The organism is Proteus sp. G2618, assembly GCF_009915995.1.
Classification (GTDB): domain Bacteria; phylum Pseudomonadota; class Gammaproteobacteria; order Enterobacterales; family Enterobacteriaceae; genus Proteus; species Proteus terrae.
The window spans coordinates 45,725-64,828 of record NZ_JAABNI010000024.1 but is presented as its reverse complement, the minus strand read 5'-3'; the positions used below and the strand labels follow the sequence as shown (position 1 = coordinate 64,828).

The 19,104-nt window shown below is 37.5% G+C and carries 16 protein-coding genes; 7 read left to right on the top strand and 9 right to left on the bottom strand.

Translation table 11 applies throughout. From position 1 onward, the window contains the following. The first annotated feature begins 329 nt into the window (after positions 1-329). Both chiP and GWJ01_RS14505 read left to right on the top strand, forming a co-directional pair. Entirely contained in the window at positions 330-1,724 is a 1,395-nt protein-coding gene (gene chiP, locus GWJ01_RS14510) for a chitoporin ChiP (RefSeq protein ID WP_109402219.1), read from the top strand. Between the two features lie 538 nt (positions 1,725-2,262). Further along, positions 2,263-3,102 (top strand): DUF817 domain-containing protein, encoded by an 840-nt coding sequence (locus GWJ01_RS14505; protein ID WP_109402220.1) that lies wholly within the window; start codon positions 2,263-2,265, stop codon positions 3,100-3,102. Between the two features lie 79 nt (positions 3,103-3,181). Here the strand turns inward: GWJ01_RS14505 and fur are convergent, their stop codons facing one another. From fur to ybfF, 4 genes are all read right to left on the bottom strand, one after another. Beyond that, entirely contained in the window at positions 3,182-3,628 is a 447-nt protein-coding gene (fur, locus tag GWJ01_RS14500) for a ferric iron uptake transcriptional regulator (RefSeq protein WP_023581171.1), read from the bottom strand. Between the two features lie 190 nt (positions 3,629-3,818). After that, the gene (gene fldA / locus GWJ01_RS14495) at positions 3,819-4,346 is read right to left on the bottom strand and encodes a flavodoxin FldA (RefSeq protein WP_004244384.1); all 528 of its coding nucleotides are present in this window, start codon (positions 4,344-4,346) and stop codon (positions 3,819-3,821) included. Between the two features lie 273 nt (positions 4,347-4,619). Then, positions 4,620-4,928 carry a LexA regulated protein gene (gene ybfE, locus GWJ01_RS14490; protein WP_036912278.1) on the bottom strand — a complete coding sequence of 103 codons (309 nt, stop codon included), beginning with the start codon at positions 4,926-4,928 and terminating at the stop codon, positions 4,620-4,622. Positions 4,929-5,140: 212 nt separating this feature from the next. Continuing rightward, entirely contained in the window at positions 5,141-5,923 is a 783-nt protein-coding gene (ybfF, locus tag GWJ01_RS14485; protein WP_109402221.1) for an esterase, read from the bottom strand. A 460-nt stretch (positions 5,924-6,383) separates the two neighbouring features. On the opposite strand from ybfF, the gene seqA reads away from it, so the two are divergent. The 3 genes from seqA (at position 6,384) to GWJ01_RS14470 (ending at position 9,279) form a co-directional block, all read left to right on the top strand. Continuing rightward, complete coding sequence (gene seqA / locus GWJ01_RS14480) at positions 6,384-6,935, top strand: replication initiation negative regulator SeqA (protein ID WP_109402222.1); 552 nt, start codon at positions 6,384-6,386, stop codon at positions 6,933-6,935. A 74-nt stretch (positions 6,936-7,009) separates the two neighbouring features. After that, the gene (gene pgm, locus GWJ01_RS14475; RefSeq protein ID WP_109402223.1) at positions 7,010-8,650 is read left to right on the top strand and encodes a phosphoglucomutase (alpha-D-glucose-1,6-bisphosphate-dependent); all 1,641 of its coding nucleotides are present in this window, start codon (positions 7,010-7,012) and stop codon (positions 8,648-8,650) included. 146 nt (positions 8,651-8,796) lie between these two features. Further along, positions 8,797-9,279 (top strand): DUF1456 family protein, encoded by a 483-nt coding sequence (locus GWJ01_RS14470; protein ID WP_109393437.1) that lies wholly within the window; start codon positions 8,797-8,799, stop codon positions 9,277-9,279. Positions 9,280-9,326: 47 nt separating this feature from the next. Here GWJ01_RS14470 and GWJ01_RS14465 read toward each other — a convergent pair whose 3' ends face one another. After that, entirely contained in the window at positions 9,327-9,515 is a 189-nt protein-coding gene (locus GWJ01_RS14465) for a hypothetical protein (protein WP_109402224.1), read from the bottom strand. Between the two features lie 1,310 nt (positions 9,516-10,825). Between GWJ01_RS14465 and GWJ01_RS14460 the strand changes: the two genes are divergently transcribed. Next, positions 10,826-11,032 (top strand): YbfA family protein, encoded by a 207-nt coding sequence (locus GWJ01_RS14460; protein WP_036912074.1) that lies wholly within the window; start codon positions 10,826-10,828, stop codon positions 11,030-11,032. Between the two features lie 222 nt (positions 11,033-11,254). Continuing rightward, positions 11,255-11,998: a type 2 GTP cyclohydrolase I gene (locus tag GWJ01_RS14455; RefSeq protein ID WP_075671627.1), complete on the top strand. Its 744-nt coding sequence runs from the start codon at positions 11,255-11,257 to the stop codon at positions 11,996-11,998. A 96-nt stretch (positions 11,999-12,094) separates the two neighbouring features. On the opposite strand, the gene GWJ01_RS14450 is transcribed toward GWJ01_RS14455, so the two are convergent. The 4 genes from GWJ01_RS14450 to GWJ01_RS14435 all read right to left on the bottom strand — a co-directional run bounded on the left by GWJ01_RS14450 (position 12,095) and on the right by GWJ01_RS14435 (position 19,096). Beyond that, on the bottom strand, positions 12,095-14,167 hold the full coding sequence (locus GWJ01_RS14450; protein ID WP_109402226.1) for an SWIM zinc finger family protein: 2,073 nt from the start codon (positions 14,165-14,167) through the stop codon (positions 12,095-12,097). Then, positions 14,164-15,318: a VWA domain-containing protein gene (locus tag GWJ01_RS14445; protein ID WP_161711238.1), complete on the bottom strand. Its 1,155-nt coding sequence runs from the start codon at positions 15,316-15,318 to the stop codon at positions 14,164-14,166. Before GWJ01_RS14445 ends, GWJ01_RS14450 begins: the two co-directional genes overlap by 4 nt. Then, a complete protein-coding gene (locus GWJ01_RS14440) occupies positions 15,305-17,887 on the bottom strand; it encodes a DUF5682 family protein (RefSeq protein WP_109393442.1) in 2,583 nt (860 codons plus the stop codon). The genes GWJ01_RS14445 and GWJ01_RS14440 overlap by 14 nt, the downstream gene beginning before the upstream one ends. Positions 17,888-17,986: 99 nt before the next feature. Next, positions 17,987-19,096: an ATP-binding protein gene (locus GWJ01_RS14435; RefSeq protein ID WP_109393443.1), complete on the bottom strand. Its 1,110-nt coding sequence runs from the start codon at positions 19,094-19,096 to the stop codon at positions 17,987-17,989. Between the last annotated feature and the right edge of the window lie 8 nt (positions 19,097-19,104).

The following is a 19,104-nucleotide window of genomic DNA, read 5'->3' as shown; positions in this document are numbered from 1 at the left end:
GATTATTTATAAATACTACTTATTATTCCTTTCTATAAAAACGAAATCTTATATCATTTAAAGATTGATTTGTAAAATATAATTAAATCAATCAATTATATTCATTTTTAATCAATCCTTATAAAAGTAAGAAAATGAAACGATCATTTAGTTATGTGCCCTTTGTCATATTTTGATAAAAATTCTTTTTTTTGGGTTGATAATTCGCGTCGCGAAAAATATGCTGTTTCTAACCTAATTTAGGTTTTTTCCCCACTTGGGGTTTTATATTTGGAAATAGGCGTTGTGCTTATTTCTTTTTTAGTCAAAGTCAAAGAGGAAACAATGCTATGGTTATGCAACATGCTAAACCAGGCAGGGTGGCACTTGCCGTTATGGGCGCATTGCTTGTAACTGCACTACCTGCAAAAATGTCTCATGCTGAAGGGTTTATTGATGACTCAACCTTAACAGGCGGTCTTTTTTATTGGCAACGTGACCGTGATAGAAAAGAGTTAACACCAAATAGCCCTGATTACGGCAAATACAAAGCTAACTTACACCATTCTACTTTCAATGCTAATCTAGATTTTTCATCAGGTTACCTTGGTGATTTTATTGGTATTGATTTAGCAGCCTTTGGTGCGGCTGAATTGAATAACAGTGGTCCTGCAGCACCTAACGAAATCGGTTTTAGTGATGCAAAAAGTCGCTGGGATGAAAAATGGACTGGCGATCGCAGTGGCATGAGCGTTTATAAAGCGGCTGCGAAATTCAAATTAGGCAACTTCTGGGCTCAAGGTGGATATATTCAACCTAAAGGCCAAAGCTTATTGCGTCCACACTGGAGTTTCTTACCGGGAACTTACCGCGGAGCTGAAGCGGGTGCTGTCTTTGATTTCGATAAAAGTGGTGAATTATCTTTCTCCTATATGTGGACAGATGAATACAAAGCACCATGGTACCGTAATATGTACAATTTCCGTAAAGCTGATCTAGAAACGAATATCAGCTATCTTCACTCTTTCGGCGCCAAATATGATTTTAAAAACAGCCTAGTATTAGAAGCTGCATTTGGTCAGGCGGATGGTTATATCGATCAGTATTTTGGTAAAGTTTCTTATGATTTCCCAATTGCTGACAATGCATTAAGAACGTCTTACCAATTCTACGGCGCTAAAGATAAAGTTACCGGTGGTGGTGTTAATGACGTTTATGATGGGCTGGCATGGTTACAAGCACTGACTTTGGGTTATACCTACAATGTATTTGACTTCAAAGTAGAAGGAACGTGGGTTAAAGCTGAAGGTAATCAAGGTTATTTCTTACAACGTATGACTCCGGGCTGGGCAACCTCTAATGGTCGTCTTGATGTTTGGTGGGATGGCCGTTCTGACTTTAACGCCAATGGAGAAAAAGCACTCTATGCTGGCGTGATGTATGATCTGAAAAACTGGGATCTGTCTGGCTGGGCGGTGGGTACTTCTTATGTTTACGCATGGGATGCTAAGCCAAGTGGTAAAGCCATTTATGACCAAGGTCAGCGTATCAGAGAGAGTGCATGGAATGCGGATATTATGTATACAGTTCAAGAAGGTCGCGCTAAAGGCACTCTCTTTAAACTTCACTATACCCGTTATGATAACCACTCTGACATTCCTAGTTATGAAGGCGGTTTTGGTAATATTTTCCAAGATGAAAAAGACGTTAAGTTTAACGTGATAATGCCATTCACTATTTTCTAATATCAGCATAAGGATAAAGTGTATTAATTGCACTTTATCCTGAATAAAACTAAAAAAGCTAAATACGATTACGATAAGTAAAAATAAGTAGTAGAAAGGTAGGGATGCGGTAATTAAAAAGAGCTTTATAAATAAGCCTTGTTAATAAAGTGAAGTTGTCAGCAGTAGTAAGAAGTAGAGAAGTAGAAATAAAAGAGTTGAAGTAAAAAGTAGTAAAGAGTCGTTTTAAAATCGCAGTATGTAGTAAAAGTAATGAAGTAAAGTCGTCATGTCGTCTGAGATAAATGTGAGTGGGTTATGTTTATCTCCAGAGCTTCAGTTATTTCGCAGAATTTGCGTAAGGTATTTACCCTAAGTAAAGGCAGTCAGAGTGGGTATCGTAGTGGGGGGTAAATACCTTTATTTTTTCATTCCTTTCTTTTTCGTCCTTGTAGGTTTTTTTATTCTATGGCAAATTTCTTGCCATTCATTTTATCTCCCCCTTATTTATTATTCTGCATTGAATGCTGTTTGATAATGCGAGTTTTCAGGAAGAAGCATGTTAAAGCTATTGGACGATTTTTTATTAGAACCACCATTGAAGCCCTTTAAAGGTATAAAACGATTTATTGTTGAATTTCTTTTTTTTGGTGTAAAAGAGGCGCGTTCTTGTTTATTTGCCGGGTTTTTCTTTTTTATTTTATTTGCAACGCCAAGTAAAGGTGTCTTTGGGATACCTCGTTATGATGTGCTTCTTATTCTCGCTATCGCTTTTCAATTATGGATGGTGTGGGGAAAGTTAGAAACATGGGATGAATTAAAAGCGATCTGCTTTTTCCATATTGTTGGTTTTGTGATGGAGTTATTTAAAACATCAGCGGCAATTGGTTCATGGAAATACCCTGATTTTGCTTACACGAAATTGTGGGAAGTTCCTTTATTTACCGGATTTATGTATTCCGCGGTAGGAAGTTATTTAATTCAAGCATGGCGTTTTTTAAAAGTCCGAATAGATAATTATCCGCCTTATTGGCTGGCAACATTAGTTGCACTTGCGATTTATATTAATTTCTTTTCTCATCACTTTATTGGTGATTATCGCTGGTATTTAACTGCCTTTATTTTAGGTCTTTATGCCCGTAGTGTGGTTTATTTTACGCCTTATGATACAGAGCGAAAAATGCCCTTATTACTTGCTTTTGTTCTGATAGGTTTCTTTATTTGGCTTGCTGAGAATTTCGGTACATTTTTTGGTGTTTGGCAATATCCTAACCAAATTGGTGCTTGGTCTGCCGTACATGCAGGGAAATGGGGCTCTTGGTCACTATTGGTTATTGTTACATTTACTATTGTGGTTCATTTAAAACATATTAAACACAGTATCAGTGTGGCTAAGTAGAGTTATCCTCGGATTTTAGGCAATAAAAAAGGAACTGTGAACAGTTCCTTTTTTTTACTGAGAGATTATCCAGAATGAATTATTTCTCATCATGTGCGTGGCTATCTTCTTTACAATTGCCTTCAGCGCAGTGGCCATATAAATAAAGGCTATGATTGGAAAGCTTGATACCATGACGTTCAGCGATGTTTCTTTGGCGTAATTCAATTGCATCGTCTGTAAACTCGATAACTTTACCACAATCAAGACAAATTAAATGGTCATGATGGTGTTGTTGAGTTAATTCAAATACTGATTTACCACCTTCAAAATTATGTCGGGTAACAATACCAGCATCATCAAATTGGTTTAAGACGCGATACACTGTTGCCAGACCAATCTCTTCACCGATATCGATGAGTTTTTTGTAGAGATCTTCTGCACTGACATGATGGCACTCAGGATCCTGGAGCACTTCCAAGATCTTTAAGCGAGGAAGTGTAACTTTTAACCCAGCATTTTTTAACGCTTTATTATTGTCGGTCATGCGGATTTAATCCTGTTGCTAATGGTGAATTTAATTTTTGTGCTCACAAATAGGTTTTATTCATTAATGCTCGGGTGAATAAATAACCTCATTGATTATAGGCATGATATTTAAAAATAAACACCCCTACCTATCACACTATCTTAGCACACCATTGAATAATTATCATTCTCAATATTGAGTATTTATTTTATCCCAGAATTTCGTCTAGGCTCATTTCTTCTTTGATTTGAGCAACCCAAGCGTCAACACGCTCTTCGGTTAATTCTGGTTGGCGGTCTTCATCAATGGCAAGACCGATAAAATGATTATCATCTGCAAGCCCTTTAGAGGCTTCGAAATGATAACCTTCTGTTGGCCAATGACCTACGATAACAGCACCACGAGGCTCAATAATATCGCGGATAGTCCCCATTGCATCACAGAAATATTCTGCGTAATCCTCTTGGTCACCACAACCAAAGAGTGCAACAAGCTTACCATTGAAATCAATATCTTCTAGTGTTGGGAAAAAATCATCCCAATCACATTGTGCTTCACCATAATACCAAGTAGGAATACCCAGTAACAGAATATCGAACGCTTCGATGTCTTCTTGACTGGATTTTGCAATATCATGAACTTCGGCATTATCAGCGCCCAGTCTTTCTTGAAGCATTTTGGCAATATTTTCAGTGTTGCCAGTATCACTGCCGAAGAATATTCCTATGATTGCCATAAAGTGAGATAACCTCTTTTATTCTAAATTCGTTATATTTCAAATTGTAGCGTTATTGACTACGTATATTTTCACTAGTCACATACTACTTGCATGTTTCTAGTGACTCATTCACTTGTCGCCTAGCTACACTTCAAAATATTTAGAGTATATTTGTCTGTGTTTGAACAATTACTAGTGAAAGATAAGCATTGTGTTTTCATAGTAGAAAACTAAAAATGTATTTTGACGAAAATAGCAGGCTAATTCTGTCGAATTTGTGTGGTTTATCTGCTAGCTATTCTTGTTTTGATGCATTTTTAAGGCGTGATTTTGCGCCAATTGCTCAAGTAATATTTCTTCAATAAGCTCACTACGACTGACGTTTCTTTCTGTCGCCAACTCATTGAGAGCATTTACAGCATCTTCATTTAATTTTAACTCAACTCGACGTAAGCCATTAACTCTGTCACGTCTTAATTGATTACGTTTATTAATTCTAAGCTGTTCATCCCGAGAAAGCGGGTTTGTTTTGGGTCGCCCAGGTCTGCGTTCATCTGCGAACAAATCCAGTGTGGTGCGATCAGTTTGTTCTTTTGCCATAAATTTTGCTGTGAAAGGGCGTATACCAATGACTAAATTGCGAAACGCCCAATAATACCCCACATAGTGATGTCTCGCCACTGCTTCCTGACTTTAACCTATTGTGATTTGGTCTTTTTATCAACAGATACTGTTTTTAAGTACAATAATTATACATTCTACTAAATTATCATTTTTTCAGTGGCAATATTTTAAGTCGTTAAGTTTATTAACTAAGATTTCTCTAAAAAGCGGCGAATTGCCTTAATAACGGTATCTGGTTTTTCTGAATGAACCCAATGTCCAGTGTTTGCAACAACAAAAGCGGTCGCGAGAGGAAATTGGCGAGCTATATTTTCACGATATTCATCTAAGATATAAGGTGATAAACCGCCTCGAATAAATAATACAGGATGATGCCAAGTAGGCACCTCTTGCCAGCCAATAATGTCTGAATAGGCATTTTTTATTGCAGGTAAATTAAATAGCCACTCACCATTTTTGAATGATTTTAGTAAAAATTGGATCACACCTTCTTCTTCAATAAAAGGACGCATGATTTCCACCGCATCTTGACGGCGTGTAACTTGAGCTTTTGTGACGGCTTCAAGTGCAGCAAAAATTTTATCATGGCGACGAACGTTATAAGCAACAGGTGACATATCAATCACAACAATATTGGCGATTCGCTCAGGGGCTAATGCTGTCATCGCCATCGCAATTTTGCCTCCCATTGAGTGACCAATAATAATGGCTTTTGAGACATTTAAACTATCAAGTAATGTGAGCACATCTTGCGCCATATCTTGATAATTCATACTTTCACTGTGAGGAGAATGCCCATGATTACGCACATCGATTTGTATCACGGTATTATCTTGGCGAAGTGCGCGACCTAAAACGCCTAAATTATTCAGATCACCAAAAAGGCCGTGGATCAAGACGATAGGTAAATTGGATGCAGGTGTCGTTTCAGGTTGGTGTAATTGATAATTTAATAATGTATTGAGTTTCATGTTAATGACCAAAATAATTGCGATTTTCTTCTATGATGACATGCACAAGGTGCTAAGCCAACTTGTCGTAATAATATGAAAGAGTGATGAAGTTCAGAAATAATTGATAATGGAAGGTTATAAAAAACCATAAAAACACCATTATATAGATATATATTCTAAATTTATTTAAAAACTTGAAATCTTGACATTACTCAAAAATAAATAATTAGAATTTTATATTATTTGGGGGCTGGGGTGGTGTGATATAGCGGAATTTAAAGCTGACTTTGTGCGAATAAGTTCAAAGAATAGAAGATGATACCGAGATAAACAATAGGATAAATACCGAGCTTAGCCTTTAAAACGGTAGGATCTTGAATAAATCCTCTTTAAGTTATTGAAATTTTACCTATTTTGTTTTTAAAGATTATATCTTATAATCCTAATTACTTTTTTTTGAAAACAGTACTGGGTAGCAATGAAAAAGATAGAAATTGATGACGAACTTTACCGCTATATTGCTAGCGAAACTAGACATATCGGTGAAAGCGCTTCAGATATTTTAAGGCGTCTACTGAAGCTCGATGCCAAACAGCCCGCACAACCAGTCGTTGTCACTGAGTCAGTACAATCACCTGTTATTAAACAGGAAGCTGAACCTAAATCGATTACACCAGCAAAAAATCCGATCCGTGAAATGCGAGAGCTGCTGTTATCTGACAGTTATGCAGAAAAAACAAAATCAGTTGATCGCTTTTTACAGATCCTTTCTACGTTATATAGCCTAGATAGCGCTACTTTTACTCAATCTGCAGAAACAGTACATGGACGAACACGTATCTATTTTGCTGGTGATGAACAAACACTACTCGATAGTGGACGTCATACAAAACCGCGCCATATTTCAGGCACGCCGTTTTGGGTTATCACTAACTCGAATACAGAGCGTAAGAGAACGATGGTACAAAGCATCATGCAGGATATGCAATTTCCTGCCAATGAGATTGATAAGGTGTGTGGAACTATCTAACCACTATTGTTAATTGATGCATTGCAAAGGCTTTTGTTTAAAGCGTGATTGTGATGTCAAATAGGAGAAGATTTGTGGCAATTCATCCAAGAGCAGGGCAGCATACTCGTCAAAGTGATCTGATTAATGTGGCGCAATTAACGTCTCAATATTATTCACTTAAACCACAAGCTAGCAATAACGCTCATCGTGTGAAATTTGGTACATCTGGTCATCGCGGAAGTGCAAATCGCCATAGCTTCAATGAAGCACATATTTTGGCAATTGCACAAGCTATTGCTGAAGTACGTGCTAAAAATGGAGTAACAGGGCCATGTTACGTGGGTAAAGATACTCATGGACTGTCAGAACCTGCATTTATTTCTGTTTTAGAAGTACTAGCTGCCAATAAAGTTAAAGTGATTATTCAAGAAAATAATGGCTATACACCAACACCGGCAGTCTCTTTTTCTATTTTGACATACAACGAAGCACATCAAGATATTGCTGATGGTATCGTGATCACTCCATCTCACAATCCGCCTGAAGATGGTGGTATTAAATATAATCCATCAAATGGTGGTCCTGCTGATACAGATTTAACTTCAGTTATTGAGAAACGTGCCAATGAACTGCTTGAAAACAATTTAGCGGGCATCAAACGTCTTTCTTATGATGAAGCATTAGCAAGTGGTTATATTCAAGCTCAAGACTTAATTATGCCTTATGTCAAAGCGTTAGGTGACGTTGTCGATATGGAAGCAATTAAGAAAGCAGGCTTAAAATTGGGTGTTGATCCGTTAGGTGGCTCTGGTATCGAATACTGGAAATGCATCGGTGAGTATTATGGCCTTGATCTTGAATTAGTTAACGATCAAGTTGATCAGACCTTCCGTTTTATGACCTTGGATCATGATGGCGTTATTCGTATGGACTGTTCATCACCTTGGGCAATGGAAGGACTATTACAATTGCGTGATAAATTCGATTTAGCTTTTGCTAACGATCCTGATTACGATCGTCATGGTATTGTGACTCCATCTGGTTTAATGAATCCTAACCACTATTTAGCGGCTGCAATTAACTATCTTTTCCGTCATCGCCCACAATGGGCTAAAGATGTAAAAGTGGGTAAAACACTGGTTTCAAGTGCAATGATTGACCGTGTTGTAGCAGATTTAGGTCGTGAACTTGTAGAAGTACCAGTTGGCTTCAAATGGTTTGTTCAAGGTTTATTTAGTGGTGAGTTTGGCTTTGGTGGTGAGGAAAGTGCAGGGGCATCTTTCTTACGCTTTAATGGCAAACCATGGTCAACCGATAAAGACGGCATCATTTTATGTCTGTTAGCTGCTGAAATGAAAGCGGTAACAGGCAAAGATCCGCAAGAGCATTACAACGAATTAGCACAACGCTTTGGTTCACCAAGCTATAATCGTATTCAAGCATCAGCAACTCATGAGCAAAAAGCGCTGTTGTCACGCTTATCACCTGAAATGGTGACTGCAAGCACATTAGCAGGCGATCCGATTACTGCACGTTTAACACATGCATCAGGTAATGGCGCATCTATTGGTGGCTTAAAAGTGATGACTGATTACGGTTGGTTTGCGGCTCGTCCTTCTGGCACTGAAGAAGCATATAAGATTTACTGCGAAAGCTTCCGAGGCCCTGAGCATCGTGAATTAATTGAAAAAGAAGCGATTGAAATAGTAAATAATGTTTTTGCTAACAAATAAGTTAGTGCAATAAACTATTTATATAGAATACACTCTACCCAAAGGTAGAGTGTATTTTTTTAATTATTGAATATTTTTAGATCACAGCATTGATATCCATCATTGAGGTTGATTTAGAATTAAAAATAGAGTGGATAATCAATACAATGCAAAATAATTTTGTTTTACGAAGTGTACGTTACATGCTGGACCTAAGTGATGCACATGTTGTTGAAATCATGAAATTGGCTGATTTCACAGTTACAAAAGAGTTAGTAAATAGCTGGCTGAAAAAAGACGATGAACCTGAGTTTGTCGAATGTGACGACAATGCAATGGGGCATTTTTTAAATGGTCTAATTTTTTATCGTCGTGGAAAAGATGAAAACTTCCCAGCACCTGAAGTTGAAAAGCGCATGACAAATAACATTATCCTAAAAAAACTGCGTGTTGCTTTTGAATTAAAAGATGTGGATATTCTAAAGATCTATGAACTTGCAGACTTCCGTGTTTCTAAGCCCGAATTAAGCGCAGTATTCCGTAAGCCTGGACATAAAAACTATCGTAACTGTGGCGATCAGCTTGTGAGATACTTCCTGAAAGGGTTAACCGAAACCCTACGCGGTAAAGGTAAAGCAGTTAAGAAATAAATTTATTGAATGAAAAGAAAGCCTCCTATTTATTGGAGGCTTTCTCATTAACGACATTTTTTCCCCGCAGCTTCATAGTAAGGTGCTTTAGGTAAATTATGAATAGCTGGTGCTGCTGCTATTAATATTGCTAATGCTTGTTCAGGTGTGAGCTTTAATGATTTATTCGCTTGTTTGTTATAGATATCATTTATATGGGGTATAGTATTTAAGTCTTCAGATAATTTAGTTATCATTTTTCGTCTCCTATATTGATAATGTTTTTCATGTTAGTATCAGATTTAATTAATTCATCATGTTTTATTTTTTATTAAGATTAATATCGTTTTACTGTGTATATTAATGCTAAGTACCAATTTGTTAATTCTTTTAAAGAAATAAAAAGTATACTTCCATCTTTATGAATATCACTAAATCCAAAAGTATTTATATAATAGTTTTTTAATTTTTTCATTAACAGGATTAATTAAGTATATACCATTACCCTCTATTCTTGTTAAAAATAATGTGATTAGTGAATACTTCATTATGTTTCCATTTATAATGCTATTACTTCTAGCAAAACTTTGTATTATTTCAATAGAAATGCAGTTATCAAATATATTGTAAGTACATATACATGTAGATTCAGGTTTGTTTATGATGCTGTTGTTAGGTAATGTTATGTATTTAAAACAAAAAATATAGCACTTATCATCATTTAAATAGTGTTCATAATTATTCCATGCTAAACAATATTGACTAATCATAGATCGAAAATGACATATTTTTAAATCATAATTATTCATTTTATTTATAAAAATAGGTCTGCTGGTTTTATTAAAGAAGTAATTTGTATCATTAATTGCTTTTTCACCTGCTTCTTTAACTGTAAGCTTTTTTCTTACCCTCACATATTTTTCCTTTGGTGAAATTAACTGAGGATTTATTATGCATAAATTAAATAAGGTATTTTTTGTTAAATATTTTTTCTATGTTGGTATTCAGTATTTATTTTTTGTAAATTTAGCCGAATTCATTTTTATTTTAACTCTAATCACATTTATTTTTTTAATTTAATACAATAAGAATTAAATTATTAATATTTACAGGTAAGAATGGAGTGATATGATTTTCTTCGATGATTTAAAAGCTTCTTTAGAAGCAGCTGTAAAAATGGCGATAAAAAGGTATCGAGAGTGACTCACTTTAATGTTGCTGATGTAAAAGAGATTAGAGAGTTGCTTAGCGTTTCACAAAGTGAGTTTGTAATTGATAAAAACCCGCATTCTTGAATATTCTTCTTCTCTTATTTGATTTTTTCTTTTTTGATAATTTATCCTCGAAATTATTTACTACAACTTTCATTTAGTAAAAATACCGATCTAAATTTGTTAATAATTGTGTTATTTATGTTTTGTTTTTGTTTCTGTTCTGAAATTTAATTACATATCAAGCAAAATAAAGGTGATTTTTCGCACGAATTGAGTGGTCTGATCAGTAGTAAAATTTCATCAAATGAGGTAAAATTTCAGTTATCAAATTAATCTCTATACAGGAGAGCACTATGCCAGCTTATAACGAATATACAAAAAAACATGTTTTAGCCCGTCGTACTGGTGCTGTTGCGCTAGGTGTTGTGGCATTTCCTGTTATGATTTTCCATCCTAAACGCGCACAATTTTATAGCTATATACACCGTGTATGGTCTAAAACAAGTGATAAACCAGTTTGGCTGGCAAAATCGGAAGTGGCGCTAAATAGTCACAAATAACAGAATATTAAGATAACGCCTACAAAAGTAGGCGTTATTTTTATCCCTTTTTAAGCACTTTTCTGATGCGACCTTCTTGTTTTTTCTTATCCTCAAATAATCTTCAATTTTTACGTTACAATAAACAATAATGAGTCATTTAAACGAATGCCATTAACCTATTGCTATTTATCTTATTGTTATATAAATAGTGGCATTCGTGATAACAGGGAAATAAATGAAATGAAGAATACTGATCTGGAATTAGTGATTAATGAGAAGTTAAGTATTGAGAACTTTCAAGATTATGCGCCTAATGGACTTCAAGTCGAAGGCCGCCCTCATATTCAAAAAATAGTAACGGGTGTGACTGCAAGCCAAGCATTACTTGATGAAGCTGTGCGATTAAACGCTGATGCAATTTTAGTACACCACGGTTACTTTTGGAAAAATGAGCCCGTTGTTATTCGTTCAATGAAGCGCAACCGCTTAAAGACATTACTTTGTAATGACATTAATCTTTTTGGTTATCACCTGCCGTTAGATGCTCACCCTATTTTAGGTAACAATGCTCAATTAGCGTTAAAAATGGGCGTTAAAGTTGAAGGTGAAATATTACCGTTAGTACCTAAAGGTGTGTTTGATTTACCTTTAACGCCAACTGAATTAAAAGAACGTTTAGAAAAAGCGTTACAACGCAATGTATTGCATTGCGGTGATAATGCTCCTGAAACTATTCGTAATATTGCTTGGTGTACGGGCGGCGGACAGGGCTTTATTCAAGATGCTGCAGAGCAAGGTGTAGATGCTTTTGTGACAGGTGAAGTCTCAGAACAGACTATTCATATCGCAAGAGAAATGGGCGTTCATTTCTTTGCAGCTGGTCATCATGCAACAGAGCGTTATGGTATTAAAGCATTAGGTGAATGGCTTGCTCAAACACATCACTTCGATGTGACATTTGTTGATATTGATAATCCAGCGTAAGCCTACTTATTCTTATTTTATAAGCTATCTCTCTAATTAAAGAGAGATAGCTTTTTTTGTATATATAAATCCCTCGGCTATGCTGGGGGATATTTATTACTCATTAAGCTGAATAGGCAATGGGCTTTGTAATTGTTGCAGATTATCGCATAGCCAAATTAACTGTAATAAAGCTTGAGAGTCACGAGTAGTTAATGCCAGGTAACGAGCTAATTGGTTGGCAATTAATGTCATTCCTAAATCGTCAGCAGTATGCTTGCTTATTTCTAACTGCTCTTTTTGCATTTCAGAAAGTAATTCCCGCCCAGTACATGCTTGGGCTTCTAATACAGACAAAATAGGGCGACAGAACTTTTGTGCTAATGTCGGTTCACTGTGATGCATTGCCGTTTGTTGCTTACGCTTAGCCATATATTCTTGAATACGACTAATAAATCCTGATTGTTTTTTCTTTCGTGGAAATTGGTCAAAATCGAGATAAAACATTTCAATGCCTTTTTCCGTTTTGAGCCAAAGAGTCGTTGGCAATAAATCCATATTTAAATCACGTCGAACAGGCTGAACAGTAACTGCTACTATCTCTAATTCTCGCTTAGTGAGATAACGTAATTCTTCCAGATTATTTTGCATTGTTCCTTCCCAATAAAGACGTAAGAAGGCTGAATTATCATGATTATCTGAAACATCCCAAATAACGCATTGCTCTATTTCATACCAAATTAATGGCTTATAGCTTTTGATATGTAAGACGAGAGGGGAAAGAAATCCTTCAGGTTGATTAGCAAAATAGTCTGGTAACTCTTGCCAATTGTTGATCCCTAATTCAGTTTGTAGATTGTGATAATCGGTAATATCAAGAAAATCAGCTTGGCTTTGTGCGAAGCTTTCGCCAATAGTTGCCAGTTTTCCTTCATCAGAAATACGTGGCTCTTGTAATACAAAAGGGCGACGCATTAATTTATCGGATGTTTGTTTCCATAACGACAAACTATTCCAAACACTATAACGATTAAATAGAGTATCAAGTTGATTAGGGCGTGCTTGAGTCGTTTGTAAGAGCTGTTTCTCTTCTTTATCCCAAAAGGTAAAGGTTGCTCCTAATGCACCACTTTGTGCCGTCCACCAATTTGCACCAACAGGGATAAGAGAGAGGCTGGTTTTTTTATCATCATATTGACGACGAAGTTGACCTCGTAACGCTTTTAACTGTTCTGGCGTCGCATTGGATAATTGAAATAGATAGGCTGAAATATGAGCCAGCAAGCGCAAGACATTGCTTTCATCCATAGTGAAATGTCTTTCTGCTAATAGTTTGACTTGAGTGCTTAATGTTCGTAAATAAGACGCTAAACGAGGTAAGCCTTCTGCTCGAGCGGACATATTCAATAAGTGCAATTGAGTGGCGCTGCTTAAGCTGATATGTGATAGCCCTTGGCGTAATAAATCATAAATAAATTGTTCAATCGTCGTAATTAACGCGGTTTCTTCTTCATTGAGAGGGCGCTTTGAAGATTGCACAATGATTAAATCTTCAGGCCAACTCCATAGTTGAGCATGTTGTTCAAATATTTTAGCCACAATAGCAAGGTGGAATGCTTTTTTCTGTGAGTCAGAAAAAGGTGATAACATGCCATCGTAGCCACTACCTTGTAAGAAAATAACAGGCTCATCAACATCAGGAAGTTGAATTTTTAATTGTGTCCCTGTGTCTTCTAAATTCAATGTTAGTGTTTCCCACTGCTCAACTAATTTAATCGCCATACGACAGGCTGGTTTTCCTGCTTTTTTGATTAATGCTTCAGGATCAAGAGTAAATAGCGTGGGTAACAGAGGTGCTATTTCAATGGGCTCCGCAATAGCTTCTGATGATGTTTCATCACTATTATCGTTACTTGAATTATCAGCATTATTATTAGCTTGTAGCCATAAAACAGCGGCTAAAATATGTTTGCAACAACCTGATGCAGAACAATCGCAACTAGCTTGTTGAATTCCCGCTTCGTGTAAAATAACATTTTGTCCATCACTACTAAATTGCCCAGTATTGGCATCAGTGAGAGAAACTTTTTCGTTATCAACATCTTTTTTGGCGCGTCTTAATAATCCTGCATTAGCAAATACAGTGAGCGCATCTTCATCGTAATGAAAGTAAACAGTTTGCCAACTCATTGCATTACCTCTGCCAACCATTGTGCGAAATGTTCAGGTGTTAACGCTGCAACTTGCATGCCTCTATCTGCAAGCTTTTGTGCAATTGCGGAGTCATAAGCAGGTTGAGCCTCATCATCAAGTGCTGCTAGACCTAATAATTTAACTTGTTGGCCATTAAGGCGTTGCGTGCAATCTAATAAGCGGTTTAATGAGCCACCTTCTTCAAAGTCACTGATAAGTGAAATAACCGTGCGTTTAGGGTTTTTGACCAAACTTTCACAGTATTGCATTGCGCCTGCAATATTAGTACCGCCACCCAATTGTACGGTCATTAAAACTTCAACGGGATCGTCTGCTAAATGCGATAAATCAACAACTTGGGTATCAAAAACCACTAAAGAGACATTAACCGCAGGCAAAGAGGCTAAAATGCTGGCACAAACAGCCGCATACATAATTGAGCTAGACATTGACGCACTTTGGTCAACACAAAGTATGACATCCCACGGAAAATGTTGTTGCATCCGTGAATTGAAGTAAGGAGTTTCAATCACTAAACGGCGATTTTTAGTATCGTAATGTTTTAAGTTTGCAGCGATGGTGGCACGCCAATCAAAGTTGCGACTATTAGGCACTAAAGAGCGTCTAAAACGATTACGGCGACCTGTTAATGATTGGCGAAAGTTATTGCGAATTTGACGCAAAATATCATCGACCACTTTACGAATAATCGTTTTAACCGCATCTCGCGTTTCTTCACTCATGCGTCCACGTAAACTTAATAATGTTTTCGCTAACACTTTTGTTGGCTCCATCGCTTTTAACGTATTGGGATCTTTAAGAAAACTACTGATTTGGTAACGTTCAATAGCCTGTGATTGCATACGTTCAAAGGTGCTATTAGGGAATAGCTTACGCGCTTGATTTAGCCAGTTTACCGCAGTAAGTTGCGATGCATCGAGTGATCCATGACGCCCTCGTTCTTGGCGAAGACCTCGGCGCTGATATTCACGGCGATAGAGAAAGTCGAGTGTACGCTCAACTTTTAAATCATCAGCATTAAAAGTCGCTTGCCCAAGAGCATCATCAGCATATTGACCTAAAATCAGGCGCCAGCGTTTTGCTTGTTTCATTTTATCTTCAGGCACATCGTCATTATGCTGGCTCATGATTTATATCTCCTTTCTCTATTTTCTTAGCATCAAACCAAGAAATCATGCCTTGTTCCATTATTCGCTGTTGTAATTTTTGGTTGAGTTTAGTGGCTTCAAGCATCTGTTTAGCACTAAATTCTGACTGCCATAAGGATAATGCTTGCGTATCTAAACCAATATCGTTGGCAATATATTGCGCAAGCTCTGCATTTTGTTTGGGATTAAGTTGGCTAAAGGCAAAACGCAGATCAGGCAAGATCTGAATAAATCGTTCTTCATCCCATTGCTGTAACAAGGTATTTAAGTGATCAACCAATAACGGAAGGCGGATAACTAGCTCAGGTGCTGTTCGCATCATACCAACGAAATAGCCAATGGCATGTTCAGGAGAACTGCCGGTGCTAAAGGTTGTATTTAGCGTGGTAACTAACGTATTTTCATCAATATATGAACCTAAATAACGTAAGGCATCTACTGCACCTTTTAATAAAGGTACTGTATCTAATTGACCATCAAGGCGATTGAGTTGCTGATAGAAATCACTTTTATAATCATGCTGATTATTGAGCGATGGCATAAATTCAATCAATTCCCGTAAAGAGAGCAGGGCTTGTAAATTGCTTTCTTGTTGTTGTTCATCACCTTGAGCCAGTTGTTCTAAACAAAAGAAAGCTTGTGGAATAACTTGATGTAGGCGATTTTCAAGTGAAAGCTCATCAGTAATATCAAGATATTGGCGACCTCGCCATAAATGGATCAGTTTATGTCCGCACTGAGTTAGTGACTCAAGACGAAAATCTTGCTGAATATAGCTATCTAACAGTTTAAAGAGTGATGGAATGCGTTGGTGGAGTCCAATTAGTGCTGCTTGGATTAATAACGTAACCGCACTCTGGCTCGAACGGCTTTGCCCTTGCTCTTCAAGCTGTTTCTCCATAGATAGCAGCTTATTTAGAGCGATAGCTTCAAGTTGAGAGCCTTTCTCTGATAATGAAATCAGTTCACCTTCTACATTAGGTGTCCAGGCGTATTGCCACTCTTCAAATAATAGATCTAATTGATGACCAGAAAGAAAATCAGGACCATTTACACGGTGTGCAAAATGGATCTCCAAGAAAGCCAATAAATGTAAAAAACGACTTCTTAAGCGATGCTGCGGGTTACGATAAACATCGCATTTAGTTGTTTTTGCTAAAGTATCATCAAGTTTGAAACGAAAAGCTCTAGCTCGTTCATAGGTTTCATTAACTAAAGGAGGCGTTGCTGTACCTAATGGGATTTTACCTAAGAGATAACCAGAGAAACAGGTTTTGATTTCAGCCCATAATTCACTTTGGCTATCATCTAAGCTGCCTTTAATAAAGGCACTTTGTAAACCATCGAGCAAATCATAGCGACCTGTACCTGCGTGATCTCTTAATAAAGCAAGGCGTAAACTCTGTTCGGCTGCGAGTTTTACAGCTAAATAACTCGGTGGATTATCAAATTGTTTTTCTCTAATTGCCTGAGCCACTGAGCTTAGAAAAGCAATCCCCATTTTATTACGATAAACTTGAGTTGGCTGTTTGGCGACATCATTATTTTCCAATTTATCATGATGTTGTTGCATCAAACTTTGCCAAGCTTGTTGATAAAATGCAGGAGAAGGCATGCCAGAAGCATAACCATTAAGTGCATCTAGTCTGTCAAAACTGTAGCGAATAAGCCAAGCTTGCTCATTTTCACCCATTTTTTGCATTTTAGTGAACTGCTTTTGTTCTGTGCTAGAAATGGCGAAAGATTGAGATTGTGAATTAGCTAGGCCTTCAATTAGTGCAAGGGTATGGAATCCCCCTGTGACGATTACAATTTTGGCATTGGGTTCTTGCTGTTTGATGATTTGAATATGAGCGAGCATATGTGCTTCACGTTGTGAAGATCCTTCAGATTCAAGCACTTCAGGCTCATAATCAAGACGTGCAAGTGCGCACCAAATAAAGGTGTCATTAAAAAGTGTTTGCCAATCAGCTAAGGCTTCAATACTACGTAATTCAAAAAGATGCTCCCAAACATCATCATGATCACGACAGTGGCATTTTTTAGCTAATTGCGCGATAAACTGGCTATGCGCTAAATAACGTTCTTTTTGTAAGCTTCGACTTTGCGAGTCGCTATACTCTTCGTTATTAACTTGTGCAGCCCAAGGCAAATCAATAAAACGTGTTTTAGCATTGATGCGCAAACCACCCCGCAAAGCTTGCCATTCAGGCGAATATTCACAAAATGGAAAATAGGCAGAATGCAGTGATTTCTCACGCTCTTCTTGGTTACCATCATTATGCAAATACTCAGCTTGCCCCATAATCGCAACGGGAGGCAGGGTATCTTTATCTGTTAGGCTAGGAATAAGTGAATTAAAGGTATCTGGGCCTTCAATTAAAATATAGTCAGGTTTTACAGAATCAATTAATGATAAAACCGCATAAGCACAAGCAGGGCTATGGTGGCGTACAGGGGCAAAATAGAGATGTTGTTGCTGTAACGACGTCCATTTCAGTCGTGCTTGGTCAATTCTTTCTGGCAAAGGTATTGAAGGTAACGTCACCGTGTCGATCCCTTTTCTGGGTGAAAAGGCAGAGTAAGTTAACTCTGCCTTTAATAGATAAATAACGTATTTTAGTGCGTAGCCACGAGTTTTAGCGTTTTATTGCCAAAACTCTTTTGATGCATCAAAGAAAGCTTTCCATTCTTTACTGTTTCTTGCTCTCTCTCTAGCTACGTTGTCCATGTAATAACGAATACGCTTGATATCATCAGCATTGTCTTTTAATACAACACCGATTAATTGGCGGGCAATTGCGCCTGCATTCATCACTCCATCGCCTAAATAATGCGCTTCTAAGGCACAAGCGTAAGCAATATTCACAGCTTCTGCGGTTGACATAACCGCATCTGGTGTTTTGATATTACCGCCATCTTTCGTATTACCTGAGCGCAACTCTTGGAATGTTGTGACCAGTAATTCCACAACATCTGCTGGTACAGTGACTTCATTGGCTAAAGAGCCTAGTTCGTTCTCAAGCTGCGATTGGATCAGGCTGATTTCAAATGCAGGATCACGAATAGGTTTCACGGTTTCAAAGTTAAAACGGCGCTTTAGTGCAGCCGACATTTCATGAACACCGCGATCACGTAAGTTTGCTGTACCGATAAGGTTAAACCCCGGTTTTGCACTAATACGCGCACCATCACCCATTTCAGGGATCATCAATTGTTTCTCTGACATCAAAGAAACCAGCACATCCTGAATTTCAGGAGGACAACGAGTTATCTCTTCAAAGCGAACAATTTTGCCTTGTAACATACCTTGATAAAGCGGCGATCCCACTAAAGCGCGTTCTGTTGGGCCTTCTGCTAATAGCAATGCATAGTTCCAAGAATACTTAATGTGATCTTCTGTTGTGCCAGCAGTTCCTTGGATGGTTAATCCTGAATCACCACTGATGGCAGCAGCGAAAAGCTCTGAGAGCATCGATTTTGCCGTACCCGGTTCACCAACCAGCATTAAACCTTGTTTACCCAATAATGTGACAATTGCACGATCAACCAACGCATCATCGCCGAAAAACTTAGGTGTGATGCTTAATGCATCATCACCTAAAATAAATTGGCGTACAGCACGAGGAGAGCGAAGCCATCCTTGTGGTTTAGGATTATTAACATCAGCTTTTGTTAAACGCTCTAGCTCTTGAGCAAATCGAACCTCAGCACTTTCCCTAATTGCTTGTTGATCTGCGGGTGCTTTTTTAGCCATATTCTTTC

What these genes read in the sequence shown, in the direction of transcription:
- chiP (WP_109402219.1), top strand. Translation starts at nt 330, where the DNA reads ATGGTTATGCAACATGCTAAACCAGGCAGGGTGGCACTTGCCGTTATG.
- GWJ01_RS14505 (WP_109402220.1), top strand. Translation starts at nt 2,263, where the DNA reads ATGTTAAAGCTATTGGACGATTTTTTATTAGAACCACCATTGAAGCCC.
- fur (WP_023581171.1), bottom strand. Translation starts at nt 3,628, where the DNA reads ATGACCGACAATAATAAAGCGTTAAAAAATGCTGGGTTAAAAGTTACA.
- fldA (WP_004244384.1), bottom strand. Translation starts at nt 4,346, where the DNA reads ATGGCAATCATAGGAATATTCTTCGGCAGTGATACTGGCAACACTGAA.
- ybfE (WP_036912278.1), bottom strand. Translation starts at nt 4,928, where the DNA reads ATGGCAAAAGAACAAACTGATCGCACCACACTGGATTTGTTCGCAGAT.
- ybfF (WP_109402221.1), bottom strand. Translation starts at nt 5,923, where the DNA reads ATGAAACTCAATACATTATTAAATTATCAATTACACCAACCTGAAACG.
- seqA (WP_109402222.1), top strand. Translation starts at nt 6,384, where the DNA reads ATGAAAAAGATAGAAATTGATGACGAACTTTACCGCTATATTGCTAGC.
- GWJ01_RS14470 (WP_109393437.1), top strand. Translation starts at nt 8,797, where the DNA reads ATGCAAAATAATTTTGTTTTACGAAGTGTACGTTACATGCTGGACCTA.
- GWJ01_RS14465 (WP_109402224.1), bottom strand. Translation starts at nt 9,515, where the DNA reads ATGATAACTAAATTATCTGAAGACTTAAATACTATACCCCATATAAAT.
- GWJ01_RS14460 (WP_036912074.1), top strand. Translation starts at nt 10,826, where the DNA reads ATGCCAGCTTATAACGAATATACAAAAAAACATGTTTTAGCCCGTCGT.
- GWJ01_RS14455 (WP_075671627.1), top strand. Translation starts at nt 11,255, where the DNA reads ATGAAGAATACTGATCTGGAATTAGTGATTAATGAGAAGTTAAGTATT.
- GWJ01_RS14450 (WP_109402226.1), bottom strand. Translation starts at nt 14,167, where the DNA reads ATGAGTTGGCAAACTGTTTACTTTCATTACGATGAAGATGCGCTCACT.
- GWJ01_RS14445 (WP_161711238.1), bottom strand. Translation starts at nt 15,318, where the DNA reads ATGAGCCAGCATAATGACGATGTGCCTGAAGATAAAATGAAACAAGCA.
- GWJ01_RS14435 (WP_109393443.1), bottom strand. Translation starts at nt 19,096, where the DNA reads ATGGCTAAAAAAGCACCCGCAGATCAACAAGCAATTAGGGAAAGTGCT.